This is a genomic window from Tenacibaculum lutimaris (genome assembly GCF_003610735.1).
GTDB classification, from domain to species: domain Bacteria; phylum Bacteroidota; class Bacteroidia; order Flavobacteriales; family Flavobacteriaceae; genus Polaribacter; species Polaribacter lutimaris.
In genome coordinates this window covers 267740-280279 of record NZ_RAQM01000007.1, presented here as the reverse complement: position 1 = coordinate 280279, position 12540 = coordinate 267740, and the positions used below count along the sequence as shown (strand labels likewise).

12 protein-coding genes and 2 tRNA genes are annotated in these 12540 nt (G+C 32.6%); 13 read left to right on the top strand and 1 reads right to left on the bottom strand.

Features of this window, described 5'->3' with window-relative positions:
• The first annotated feature begins 7 nt into the window (after nucleotides 1–7).
• The 12 genes from C8N26_RS04960 to C8N26_RS04905 all read left to right on the top strand — a co-directional run bounded on the left by C8N26_RS04960 (nucleotide 8) and on the right by C8N26_RS04905 (nucleotide 8753).
• Nucleotides 8–81: transfer RNA gene (locus C8N26_RS04960), tRNA-Asp, on the top strand.
• Between the two features lie 42 nt (nucleotides 82–123).
• Nucleotides 124–197 (top strand) — tRNA-Asp (locus C8N26_RS04955).
• Nucleotides 198–458: 261 nt separating this feature from the next.
• The gene (locus C8N26_RS04950) at nucleotides 459–1283 is read left to right on the top strand and encodes a prephenate dehydratase (RefSeq protein WP_120186310.1); all 825 of its coding nucleotides are present in this window, start codon (nucleotides 459–461) and stop codon (nucleotides 1281–1283) included.
• Entirely contained in the window at nucleotides 1280–2422 is a 1143-nt protein-coding gene (locus tag C8N26_RS04945; RefSeq protein ID WP_120186309.1) for a pyridoxal phosphate-dependent aminotransferase, read from the top strand. Before C8N26_RS04950 ends, C8N26_RS04945 begins: the two co-directional genes overlap by 4 nt.
• A complete protein-coding gene (locus C8N26_RS04940; protein ID WP_211327786.1) occupies nucleotides 2422–3288 on the top strand; it encodes a prephenate dehydrogenase in 867 nt (288 codons plus the stop codon). The genes C8N26_RS04945 and C8N26_RS04940 overlap by 1 nt, the downstream gene beginning before the upstream one ends.
• 8 nt (nucleotides 3289–3296) lie before the next feature.
• Nucleotides 3297–4379 (top strand): bifunctional 3-deoxy-7-phosphoheptulonate synthase/chorismate mutase type II, encoded by a 1083-nt coding sequence (locus C8N26_RS04935; RefSeq protein WP_120186307.1) that lies wholly within the window; start codon nucleotides 3297–3299, stop codon nucleotides 4377–4379.
• A gap of 78 nt (nucleotides 4380–4457) precedes the next feature.
• Nucleotides 4458–5210: a DUF5995 family protein gene (locus C8N26_RS04930; protein ID WP_120186306.1), complete on the top strand. Its 753-nt coding sequence runs from the start codon at nucleotides 4458–4460 to the stop codon at nucleotides 5208–5210.
• 41 nt (nucleotides 5211–5251) lie between these two features.
• Nucleotides 5252–6193: a ribosome small subunit-dependent GTPase A gene (gene rsgA, locus C8N26_RS04925; protein ID WP_120186305.1), complete on the top strand. Its 942-nt coding sequence runs from the start codon at nucleotides 5252–5254 to the stop codon at nucleotides 6191–6193.
• 41 nt (nucleotides 6194–6234) lie between these two features.
• Nucleotides 6235–6687, top strand: coding sequence for a D-aminoacyl-tRNA deacylase (dtd, locus tag C8N26_RS04920; protein WP_120186304.1), 453 nt, complete (start codon nucleotides 6235–6237; stop codon nucleotides 6685–6687).
• A complete protein-coding gene (locus tag C8N26_RS04915; protein WP_120186303.1) occupies nucleotides 6688–7332 on the top strand; it encodes a TatD family hydrolase in 645 nt (214 codons plus the stop codon).
• The gene (locus tag C8N26_RS04910) at nucleotides 7329–8045 is read left to right on the top strand and encodes a tRNA threonylcarbamoyladenosine dehydratase (RefSeq protein WP_120186302.1); all 717 of its coding nucleotides are present in this window, start codon (nucleotides 7329–7331) and stop codon (nucleotides 8043–8045) included. The genes C8N26_RS04915 and C8N26_RS04910 overlap by 4 nt, the downstream gene beginning before the upstream one ends.
• A gap of 66 nt (nucleotides 8046–8111) precedes the next feature.
• Entirely contained in the window at nucleotides 8112–8753 is a 642-nt protein-coding gene (locus tag C8N26_RS04905) for a YceI family protein (protein ID WP_028892403.1), read from the top strand.
• 52 nt (nucleotides 8754–8805) lie between these two features.
• Here C8N26_RS04905 and lipB read toward each other — a convergent pair whose 3' ends face one another.
• Entirely contained in the window at nucleotides 8806–9510 is a 705-nt protein-coding gene (gene lipB / locus C8N26_RS04900; protein ID WP_120186301.1) for a lipoyl(octanoyl) transferase LipB, read from the bottom strand.
• A gap of 155 nt (nucleotides 9511–9665) precedes the next feature.
• On the opposite strand from lipB, the gene C8N26_RS04895 reads away from it, so the two are divergent.
• A complete protein-coding gene (locus C8N26_RS04895; RefSeq protein WP_170141626.1) occupies nucleotides 9666–12536 on the top strand; it encodes a reprolysin-like metallopeptidase in 2871 nt (956 codons plus the stop codon).
• The last annotated feature ends 4 nt before the right edge of the window (nucleotides 12537–12540 follow it).

Below are 12540 nucleotides of genomic sequence, written 5' to 3'. Positions count from 1 at the left end.
GAGCAACGGTCTGGTAGTTCAGCTGGTTAGAATACATGCCTGTCACGCATGGGGTCGCGGGTTCGAGTCCCGTCCAGACCGCTAAAGTTTCTCTAAAACAAATAACATAATGCTTCAAGCAACGGTCTGGTAGTTCAGCTGGTTAGAATACATGCCTGTCACGCATGGGGTCGCGGGTTCGAGTCCCGTCCAGACCGCGAAAAGCTTCTCAATTTTTGAGGAGCTTTTTTCTTTTTTATATTTTTTCAAAAAAAAGTTTGGTTTAGTAAAATTTATTTCTAAGATTTGTCGCATACAAAGAACACAAATACAATGATGTTACAAAACGTATGGCAAGGTTTCTATTTTTACTTTTACTTTTTTAGTAAGAGCTGAGACTTTGCACCATATTGTTAAACTAACAAAATAATATACCTAATCAAAGTCTCGAATTTATCGAGGCTTTTTTTTTATTTAAAATGAAAAAAATAGCCATTCAAGGAATACAAGGAAGCAACCATCATATTGTTGCGAACAACTACTACGGTCATAACATTATATTAGACAAATGTTTGTCTTTTGACAAATTAGTAGATAGCCTTTTGAGCTTAAAAAGTGACCAAGCTGTTATGGCTTTAGAAAATACTATTGCAGGTTCTATTATCCCTAATTATGCATTAATAGACAAGTATAATTTGCATATTTCAGGTGAATATTACCTACCTATACATCATCATTTAATGGCACTACCTAATCAAAAAATTGAAGATATTACTGAGGTTTGCTCACACCCAATGGCTTTATTACAGTGTAAAGAGTTTTTCAAACAGCATAAACATATAAAACTTGTTGAAGATGTTGACACCTCTGCAGTCGCAAAAAGAATTGCAGAAAATCAATTAAAAGGTGTTGCTGCAATTGCACCAAAAATGGCAGCTAATATTTTTGGTTTATCAATTATTGAAGATGAAATTCAAACTATTAAAAATAACGCAACTCGCTTCGTATTTCTTCAAACAAGCCTTCCTAAAAACGGTAAAAATGAAATTAACAAAGCTTCATTAAAATTTGAATTAGATCATAAAAGAGGAAGTTTAGCAGCCGTGTTAAATGTAATGAGTGATTGTAAATTAAACCTTACTAAAATACAATCGTTACCAAAAATTGAAACCCCTTGGAAGTATGCTTTTTTTGTTGATGTAACTTTTGAAACATATGAAGATTACGAAAAAGCAAAAGCCATCATACAAATTATGGCAGAAGAATTTAAAATATTAGGCGAATATAAAAATGGAAGATTATGATACAGTTTGCTAATCGATTACAAACCGTACAAGAGTACTACTTCTCTAAAAAACTACAAGAAGTGCGTCAATTAATTTCAGAAGGTAAACCAATTATAAACATTGGTATTGGTAGCCCTGATTTACAACCTCCAACATCGGTATTAAAAGCTATTCAAGATAGTTTACAAGATACTGGAGCACATAGCTATCAGAGTTATCAAGGTTTACCAGAGTTTAGACAAGCAGTTGCTAACTTTTATCATAATAACTATAAAGTTTCCATAAATCCTACCAACGAAGTACTCCCTTTAATGGGAAGCAAAGAAGGAATTATGCATATTTCATTAGCCTTTTTAAACGAAGGAGATCAGGTATTGATTCCTAACCCAGGATATCCAACCTACAGTTCTGTAACCAATTTATTGGGAGGAGAACCTATTTTTTACGATTTGGAAGAAGCTACTAACTGGCAACCTAATTTTGATGCCTTAGAAAAACTAGATACTTCAAAAATAAAGTTAATGTGGGTAAATTATCCACATATGCCAACAGGTGCTGAGGCAACCAAAGAAACTTTTCAAAAGTTGATTGACTTTGGAAAGAATCACAACATTGTTATTGTAAATGACAATCCATATAGCTTTATACTGAATGAACACCCTCAAAGTATTTTACACATTGAAGGAGCTAAAGACATTGCTATTGAATTAAATTCGGTTAGTAAATCATTCAATATGGCGGGATGGCGTGTTGGAATGTTACTTGGAAAACCTGAATTCTTAACTGAAATTTTAAAAGTAAAAACTCAAATGGATTCAGGGATGTTTTACGGAATCCAAAAAGGAGCAACAAAAGCTTTAGAGTTAGACAAGAATTGGTTTGTACAATTAAACAACACCTATAAAAAGAGACAAAAACTAGTATTTGAACTAGCAGAAAAACTAGGATGCACCTACGATAAAAACACCTCAGGAATGTTTGTTTGGTGTAAACTTCCTAAAGGAAAAACATCTGAAGAAATGATTGATGAGTTATTATACAACAAACACATTTTTGCGGCTCCAGGAACTATCTTTGGTAGCCAAGGTGAAGGATACATTCGTTTTTCATTATGTGTACCAGAAGAAAAAATAAAAGAAGCAATCAATAGAATATAATGAACGTATTTATCATAGGTTTAGGATTAATCGGCGGAAGTTTTGCCCTAGATATTCAGCAAGCATTTAAAAACGCAACTATCTACGGAATCGACTACAATGAAGAACATGGTGATCTTGCTTTAGAAAAAGGGATTATCCATCAAAAAGCGGTATTTTCAGAATTATCAAATGCAGATATAGTTATTATTGCTATTCCTGTAGATGTTTCACTAGAAGTAATTTTGAAAACATTGGATATTATTTCTGATGATTGTTTGGTATTTGATGTAGGTTCGACTAAAGAACAAATTTGTAATGTTATTAAAAGTCACCCGAAGAGAAGAAATTTTTTAGCTACGCATCCGATTGCTGGAACAGAGTTTTCAGGACCAAATGCAGCATTGATAAATTTATTTAGAAATAAAACTAATATTATTTGTGAGGTAGAAAAAACAGCTTTTAAGTTACAAGAAAAAGCATTAGCTATTTTTTCAAAATTAGGAATGCGCATTCGTTATATGGACCCAAAATCACACGATAAACATATTGCTTATGTATCACATTTATCACACATTAGTTCTTTTATGTTAGGTAAAACGGTTATTGAAAAAGAGAAAAACGAACGTGATATTTTTGATATGGCTGGTAGTGGTTTTGCTTCTACAGTACGATTAGCTAAAAGCTCACCCGCAATGTGGACCCCTATTTTTGAGCAAAACAAAGAAAATGTTATTGAGTCTTTAAATGAGTATATCCATAACTTACAACAATTCAAAACCTTATTAGAAGAAAACGATTTTCCAGAAATCTATACAGAAATGGAAAATACAAACTATATAAAACAGATTTTAAACGGAATTTTAGAGGGAGTACCTCAACAATAGAAACTCAAATGGAGAATACAAAAGAATTAAGAACGTGGTTAGATGCCTTCGGATTAGGACATCCACTAGTAATTGCAGGACCTTGTAGTGCGGAAACTGAAGAACAAGTATTACAAATTGCACACGAATTAAAAGACACAGATGCCACTGTATTAAGAGCTGGTATTTGGAAACCTCGTACCAGACCTGGAAATTTTGAAGGTGTAGGTGCTTTAGGATTAAAATGGTTACAAAAAGCCAAACAAGAAACAGGAATGTTGATTGCTACCGAAGTTGCGAACAAAGATCATGTAAAATTAGCTTTAGAACACGATGTAGATATTTTATGGATTGGTGCCCGTACCACTGTAAGCCCATTTATCGTTCAAGAAATTGCAGATGCTTTAGAAGGAACTGACAAAATTGTTTTAGTAAAAAACCCTGTAAACCCAGATTTACCTTTATGGTTAGGAGCCATTGAGCGTTTGTACTCTAAAAACATTAAAAAATTAGGAGTAATTCACAGAGGGTTCTCTACCTATGAAAAAACAAGATACCGTAACAATCCTGAATGGCAAATTCCTATTGAATTACAAAATCGTTTCCCTGATTTACCATTGATTTGTGATCCTTCACATATTGCAGGTCGTCGTGATATCATTTTTGATATTTGTCAAACTGCATTAGACTTAAATTTTGATGGTTTAATGGTAGAAACACATTACGACCCAGACAATGCTTGGAGTGACGCTGCACAACAAATCACCCCTAAAACATTAGTTCAAATGATGGTAGATTTAAAAGTTAGAAAAGCTACTGACACAGAAGCTGACTACAGAAACGCATTAAATACACTACGTACTCAAATTGATGTAGTTGATCATCAACTCATTGAAATGCTAGGAAAGCGTATGAAAATAGCCGACTCTATTGGTGAATTGAAAAAAGACAAGAATGTAGCTATTTTACAAACCAAACGATGGAACGAAATCTTAGGTAAAATGATTTTAGAAGGTCAAGAAAGAGGATTGAGTGAAGAGTTTGTACTTAAAATGTTTAAAGCTATTCACCAAGAAAGTATTAATCATCAAGAAAAAATCATCAACAGTTAAATCTATAAAGACCGTCAGAAATTGGCGGTCTTTTTTTATTCAATTTATTGTATTTTCATCCAACCAAACTTAAAATACATGAAACCTCTTCATACAATTGATGATGTTATAAACATCTTACAAGATATTATTAACGAATCTATAGAAAACCAAAGTCCATTAGGCTATTTTGCTGCTTTATACCAAAAAGTAACAATAAAAGTAAATGAAGGCATACAAAGCGACTATTTTGATGATAACCAACGAATGGAAAAGCTCGATATAATTTTTGCTAAAAGATACATAGATGCCTATTATAATTACAAAAATAATACACCTATTACTTCTTCTTGGGAAAGAGCTTTTAGTATAGCTAATAAGTATTGGTATATAGTTTTACAACACTTATTAGTTGGTATGAACGCACATATTAATTTAGATTTGGGAATAGCGGCGGCAGAAGTTTCCAAAGGACAAGACATTCAAAATTTACATGGTGATTTTAATAAAATAAATGAAATTTTATCCTCTTTAGTTAATGAAGTTCAAAACGATTTATCTGAAATATTTCCTTTTTTAAAGAAAATCCTTACATGGACTAAAAATGTTGACGATTTTTTTGTTGACTTCAGTATGGAATTAGCAAGAAATGGTGCTTGGAATTTTGCTGTTGAATTAGCCAACACACCTATTAGTGGTTTTGAAAAAACTATACAAAAGAGAGACATAAAAATAACCGAAAAAGCCGATTTAGTTATTTCTCCAGGTTTCATTCCTCAAATAATTTTCATGATTATTAGAATTTCAGAAAGAGGAACAGTAGCTCAGAAAATTAACGATTTAACCGATTAAACGATACTAAAACATTCAATTTTTATTCTCATCTTTGTTCTATGACAGGAACGGTTTATAAATCTACAGGAAGTTGGTATTGGGTAAAGTCTGAAGGCGAGTTATACAAATGCCGCATCAAAGGAAAATTTCGCCTTAAAGGAATTAAGAGTACCAACCCGATATCAGTAGGTGACATAGTTGATTTTTCATTAGAAACCAAAAATGATGAAGAAACAGGATTGATTACCAATATTCATGAACGTAAAAACTTCATTGTTCGTAAATCGGTTAATTTATCAAAACAAACCCATGTAATTGCTTCTAATATCGATCAGGTATTTTTATTAATTACCATTGACAACCCTCCTACTTTTACCACGTTTATCGATCGTTTTTTGGTCACTGCTGAAGCCTATTCAATCAAAACAATTTTAGTTTTTAATAAAATTGATTCGTACGAAATTGAACAACGTGCAGAAATTATGTATCTAAAAGACATTTATGAAGCTATCGGGTATGACTGTATAGAAGTTTCTGCTACCGAAAACATCAATATTGACAAAATAAAAGAGTTGATGACAGGTAAAGTAAGCATGTTTGCGGGTCATTCAGGAGTTGGAAAAACTACCTTAGTCAATGCTATTGAACCTTCATTGGACTTAAAAACCAAAGAAATTTCTGAACAACATAAACAGGGTCAACATACTACTACTTTCGCTGAAATGTTCGATTTAAGTTTTGATGCTCGTATTATTGATACTCCAGGAATTAAAGGTTTTGGAGTGGTAGATATAGATAAAGATGAATTAGGTGATTATTTCCCTGAGTTTTTTGCTTTAAAACAAGATTGTAAATTCAACAATTGTATTCACGTGAACGAACCACAGTGCGCTGTTAAAGAAGCCTTAGAAAATGAAGAAATTGCATGGTCTCGTTACAAGAGCTACCTACAAATTCTAGAAGGCGAAGAAGAACATTACCGAACCGATATTTGGGAGTAATATAAACTTTCAATTTATCCAATAATTTAAGTTTTAAGAAAATGAAAGCCATAATTCAACGTGTTTCAAAAGCAAGTGTTACTATTGAAGGTGTTAAAGTTGCTGATATCCAAAACGGATTATTAGTCTTACTTGGTATTATTGATGAAGACACACAAGAGGATATCAATTGGTTAACTAAAAAAATTGTAAACCTTCGTATTTTTAATGATGAAGAAGGCATAATGAATAAATCATTACTTGATATAAACGGAGATGCTATTGTAGTAAGCCAGTTTACTTTACACGCTTCTACCAAAAAAGGAAACAGACCTAGTTATATTAAAGCTGCTAAACCTGACGTTGCCATTCCGTTATACGAGAATTTTGTTCAGCAATTTGAAACAGATTTAGGCAAAAAAGTGCAAACAGGTGAGTTTGGAGCAGACATGAAAGTAGAATTATTGAATGACGGACCTGTAACTATTGTTATTGACACCAAAGACAAAGTATAATTGCAGTTTATTGATATTCATACCCACACTTCATCTATCCAAAAAGATGTTTTTTCAATAGAAAATAAATACCCTAATTCGACAGACTTTAGCACTCCTTTTTCTATTGGCATTCACCCGTGGTATATTTCAGAAAACACCTTACAAAACGACATAAAAATTATTGAAGAGCAGCTAAGCTCAGAAAACTGCTATGCTCTTGGAGAATGTGGTTTAGACAGAATAACAGATGTTGATTTCTCTCTTCAAATAAAAGTTTTTAAGCAGCAAATTCAACTCTCTGAAAAATACAACAAGCCTTTAATCATTCATTGTGTAAGGGCTTTTCAAGAAATTATTCAATTAAAAAAAGAAATGAATCCAAAACAACCATGGATTGTTCACGGATTCAATAAAAATCACCAAATTGCGCTCGATTTAATACAGCACCAAATATGTATATCTTTCGGAGAAAGTTTACTAAAAAATGAGAGGCTACAAGAAACATTTTCAAAACTTCCGTTAGACTTTCTTTTTCTAGAAACAGATACTTCCGAAGAGCATATTGAAAATATATACAACATTGCTAGCGAACTAAGAAAAACCGAAAAACAAAATATTATAAATACTGTAAAACAAAATTTTAGTAGAATTTTTAAGAGATGAGTTGGTTAGAACGTACCGAATTATTGGTTCAAAAAGAAGGATTAGAGAAGATTAAAAAAGCCAATGTTTTAGTAGTTGGATTAGGTGGAGTTGGATCGTTTGCAGCGGAATTTATTGCACGCGCAGGGGTAAACAAAATGACCATTGTGGATGGCGATGTTTTTGACAAAACAAACATAAATCGTCAATTACCAGCACTACATAGCACCATAGGAAAATCAAAAGCACAAATATTAGCTGAGAGACTTAAAGACATCAACCCAGAGATTGAATTGACCGTTTTAGAAGAGTTTTTATCACCTGAAAGAGCCTTTGAAATTGTAACTCCAAACTTTAACTATGTACTAGATTGTATTGATAGTATTACTCCTAAAATCAATTTAATTGTTGCAGCGCGTAGAAAAAAAGTTAAAATTATTAGTTCTATGGGCGCTGGTGGTAAGATAGATGCTTCTAAAGTAAAGGTGAAAGACATTAGTAAAACTAAACATTGTAAAATGGCTAGAGCCTTACGTAAACGCTTAAAAGAATTAAAAGTAGACAAAGGAGTTAGAGCTGTTTATTCCGAAGAAATTCAAATTTCTGAAAGTTTAAAACTCACCGATGGAACTAACTATAAAAAATCATACTACGGAACCATTAGTTATATGCCTGCTGCTTTTGGCTTACAAGCTGCTTCTTACGTAATTAATCACATCTTAACAAAAAATTAAATCCCATGGAAATTATTTTTTTGTTACATTTGTGCTCAATTAATAATCATTATTAAAAACTCAAAGATGAAAAAAACAATTTTAGCTATTGCTTTTATGGCAATGGGAGCTGTTGCTTGTAAAACAGAGAAAAACAAAACTGCTGTTAGCGAAGAAAAAGAAGTAGCAAAAACAGAAAATATTATTAATGCATACAAAGCAAACGTTGCTGAATCTGTAGTTACTTGGAAAGGAACTAAACCAACTGGTTCTCACAACGGTGTTGTAAGTTTAGAAAAAGGAACTTTAGAAATTGAAAACGGAGCTGTAAAGTCTGGTGAATTCGTTATCGACATGAACACTATCGTTTGTCAAGATTTAGAAGCTGGAAACGGTAAAGAAAAATTAGAAGGTCACTTAAAAAATGCTGACTTCTTTGACGTTGAGAAATTCCCAACTGCTAAGTTTGAAGTATCTAGTTCTGAAGTAAAAGACGGAAAAGTTCACGTTACTGGTAACTTAACTTTAAAAGACGTTACTAAGAGTATTACTATTCCTGCTACTATTACTGAAACTGAAGATGCTGTTACTTTTAAAAGTGATGTTTTTAACATTGACAGAACTGACTTTGGTATTACTTATAGCTCTAAGAAAATTGATGCTGCTTTAAAAGATAAATTCATTAATGATTTAATGGAAATTTCTTTCGAAGTTAAAGCTAAAAAATAATTTTAGTTTTCTATAGAAACTAAAAAAAGGGTTGACAATGTCAACCCTTTTTTTATACTTTAATAAATTCTTCTACTTCAAACAAGTCTTTAAAGTGTTTTAGAATTTTTTCTTTCACTTCCTCTTCTGGTATTTTTCTCCCAAGCTCAGCTTCCATAGAGGTTACTGCTTTACCACGAATTCCACAAGGAATTATATTATCAAAGTACCCTAAATTTGCATTCACATTTAGTGCAAACCCATGCATGGTTACCCATCTACTTGCACGAATTCCCATAGCACAAATTTTTCGAGCAAACGGTGTTCCAACATCTAACCAAACACCTGTTTCTCCTTCACTTCTTTCAGCTTTGATACCATATTCAGCAATTGTTAAAATAATTGACTCTTCTAACAAACGTAAATACTTATGAATATCAGTAAAAAAGTTCTCTAAATCTAAAATTGGATATCCAACTATTTGACCAGGACCATGATAGGTAATATCCCCTCCTCTATTTATTTTATAAAAAGTAGCTTCCTTTTCTTTAAGCTTCTCTTCATTTAGTAATAAATTATTTATATCTCCCGATTTCCCTAGGGTATATACATGTGGATGTTCTACAAATAAAAAATAATTTGGAGTTTCTATTTCTCCTCCTCCATTTCTCTTTTCTCTCTTTAATGAAACGATCTCATCTAACAAACTTGTTTGATAGTCCCATGTTTCTTTGTAATCTTTTTTTCCTAGATCACTAACTCTTACTTTTTTATTCATAAATTAGGCGTCTAAATAGCTCTACAAAGGTAGGGAAAATTAAACTTTTACTGTTATATGTAAGACTTATCAATAACTAAATCATGTCAAAAAGAAACTCCCTTCTCATATTTTGTATTTTACTTCTTTCAACCACAAGTTTGTTCTCTCAGCAGATGTGGACGAAAACATCTAACGAAACAATTAAGCTTCAAAAAAAAGAAGTACTTACAACTAAAATTTCTCCGAATCAACACTTACTAATGAGGTTAGATTTAGAAAAATTCAAAAATATCTTATTAAGTTCAAAAGCTAAGAACACTACCTCTGAAAAGATAATAACATTACCTAATTCTAATGGAGAAGTTAAAAGATTTTTTGTAAAAGAAACCTCTTATTTAGCTCCTGAGTTAGCAGCAAAATTCCCACAAGTGAAATCTTATTCTGCTAAAGGAATTGATGACACTTCCTCTACAGCTAAAATAAGTATAGGAAAAGATGGTGTACATGTTATATTATTTACTTCAAATGAAAATACAGTTTATATTGATCCTTATACAAAAGATAATAAAGAGTATATAATCTACAAAAAAGGAGAGCTTGCCTCATTAGATGATGACTTCTCTTGTAAACTTGAAAATACTGCTCAAAAAAACATTTCTGCTTCTATACAAAGTAGAAATGCTAACGATGCAACATTAAGAACTTTTAGAACTGCTATTGCCTGTACTGGTGAGTATGCTCAATTCCACATAAACAATCAAGGTGTATTACCAACTGCTAGTGAAGCAGAAAAAAAAGCTGCTGTATTGTCTGCTATGAATACTACGATGACTCGTGTTAACGGTATTTTTGAAAGAGACTTAGCCGTAAGAATGGTTCTTGTTAGTAATAATGATGATTTAATTTTCTTAGATGCTGAAACTGATGAATTATCAAACGATGATGCAAATTTTTTAATTGATGAAAGCCAAGAGAAATGTGATGCTATTATTGGAGACACAAATTATGACATCGGACATACCTTTAGTACAGGAGGTGGAGGATTAGCCCAATTGAATTCAGTTTGTGTTACTGGATATAAAGCTCAAGGAATAACAGGTAGAGGTCAACCAATAGGCGATGGATACTCGATTGATTATGTAGCTCATGAAATAGGACATCAATTTGGTGCTACTCATACATTTAACAATTCTTGTAGCGGTAATAGAAGTCTTGAAACAGCTGTTGAACCAGGAAGTGGATCAACCATTATGGCTTATGCTGGTATTTGCTCACCAAACATACAAGGAGCTAGTGATGATTATTTTCATGCTGTTAGTATCGCTCAAATGTGGGAGCACATTCAAGGGGCAGGTGGTTGTGCTAGTGTTTCAAGTACAGGAAATAATGCGCCTACTGCTAACGCGGGCAACAATGTAAGCATCCCTAAGTCAACACCTTTTGTTGTAAAAGGATCAGCTACAGATGTTGATGGAATAGAATCCTTATCCTATACTTGGGAACAAATTGATAATGAAGTGGCAACTATGGCTCCTTTACCTACCAATACTGCCGGACCAATGTTCAGATCTTTATCTCCTTCAAAATCTCCAAATAGATATTTCCCTGCTCTTTCAACTGTGGTAAGTGGAAACACTTCTACTGAATGGGAAGTTTTGCCTTCAGTAGCAAGAGAATTGGATTTTGCTTTTACAGTTAGAGATAACCATGTAGGAGGAGGTAGTTCAGCAAGAGATGATATAAAAGTTACAGTTGTAGATGTACAACCATTCATAATCAACAACCAACCTACTTGGGCACCAAACACTACAAGAGAAATTAAGTGGCTGGTTGGTCAAACCAATACTTCTCCTATTAACTGTCAAACTGTAAACATAAAACTATCTACAAACGGAGGTATTTCTTTTGATGTAATTCTTATAGAAAACACGCCTAATGACGGTATAGAATCTATTACACTTCCTAATCTAGCTACAACAAACAATGCAGTTTTAATGATTGAGGCTGCTGATAATATTTTTTACAACGTTACTCCTGAATTTAAAATAGATACTACTCCTGACTTTGCAATCTCTAACTTAAGTGGAGACATAGCTCTATGTGGTAGCGCTTCTAACAATGTAACATTTGAATTGGATTATGTTGTATCTAACGGATTTAACAATACAGTTACTTTTTCAGCTTCTGGAGCTCCGACTGACTCTTCTGTTTCATTTGATAAAAACACTGTTAGTAATAACTCTAAGATCACAGTAACTATTGATAATATTAATAATGCCGCTACGGCAGATTATATTATCAATATTGTAGCTTCTGATGGTTCTCTCACAAAGTCAATAAACCTTAACCTAAACAAAAACGATAACATTTGTAAATCTACAGGTACTACCGAATCTCAAATCAGTATTACAAACGTAACATTTAATGATATTGATAATAGTTCTACTAAAACAACAGGGTACTCTGACTTCAAAAATCAAAATACAATAGTAGGAAAAGGAGAAAATTACACGCTAACAACCTCTATAAACAATGATGGATATAGTAATATTAAAACATTTGCTTGGATAGACTGGAACCAAAACTGTGTATTTGACATTAATGAAGCTTATGAAATTTCTAACAATACTGTTACAATTACTGTTCCTGAAAATGCTGCTATCGGTTCTACAACCATGAGAATTACCACAAAGTTAAATTCTGCACCTGACGCTTGTGAATTAAGCTTAAATGGTGAAGTAGAAGATTACACCATTACTGTTGAAGAACGATTTGCCACAGACAATAGCTTATTTAAAGATCTTCAAACTTATCCTATTCCTTCTAATGGTAGTTTAACGGTAAGTTTTAGAGTAAAAGATAAAAATGCTACAATCATTCGTTTATTTGATTTTAGAGGGCGTTTGATTGAAACTCAAAAATTCTCAACAATCTCAAGTTCTTTTAATAGAGTGGTTAACTTTAATAAAGCAGCAAGCGGATTTTATCTTATGCAAATTGAAAACGCAGGAAAACATATAACAAAAAAGATTGCTATTAGGTAATCTC

Excerpts from the sequence above, each read along its gene's own strand:
- C8N26_RS04950 (WP_120186310.1), top strand. The coding sequence starts at position 459 with ATGAAAAAAATAGCCATTCAAGGAATACAAGGAAGCAACCATCATATT.
- C8N26_RS04945 (WP_120186309.1), top strand. The coding sequence starts at position 1,280 with ATGATACAGTTTGCTAATCGATTACAAACCGTACAAGAGTACTACTTC.
- C8N26_RS04940 (WP_211327786.1), top strand. The coding sequence starts at position 2,422 with ATGAACGTATTTATCATAGGTTTAGGATTAATCGGCGGAAGTTTTGCC.
- C8N26_RS04935 (WP_120186307.1), top strand. The coding sequence starts at position 3,297 with ATGGAGAATACAAAAGAATTAAGAACGTGGTTAGATGCCTTCGGATTA.
- C8N26_RS04930 (WP_120186306.1), top strand. The coding sequence starts at position 4,458 with ATGAAACCTCTTCATACAATTGATGATGTTATAAACATCTTACAAGAT.
- rsgA (WP_120186305.1), top strand. The coding sequence starts at position 5,252 with ATGACAGGAACGGTTTATAAATCTACAGGAAGTTGGTATTGGGTAAAG.
- dtd (WP_120186304.1), top strand. The coding sequence starts at position 6,235 with ATGAAAGCCATAATTCAACGTGTTTCAAAAGCAAGTGTTACTATTGAA.
- C8N26_RS04910 (WP_120186302.1), top strand. The coding sequence starts at position 7,329 with ATGAGTTGGTTAGAACGTACCGAATTATTGGTTCAAAAAGAAGGATTA.
- C8N26_RS04905 (WP_028892403.1), top strand. The coding sequence starts at position 8,112 with ATGAAAAAAACAATTTTAGCTATTGCTTTTATGGCAATGGGAGCTGTT.
- lipB (WP_120186301.1), bottom strand. The coding sequence starts at position 9,510 with ATGAATAAAAAAGTAAGAGTTAGTGATCTAGGAAAAAAAGATTACAAA.
- C8N26_RS04895 (WP_170141626.1), top strand. The coding sequence starts at position 9,666 with ATGTGGACGAAAACATCTAACGAAACAATTAAGCTTCAAAAAAAAGAA.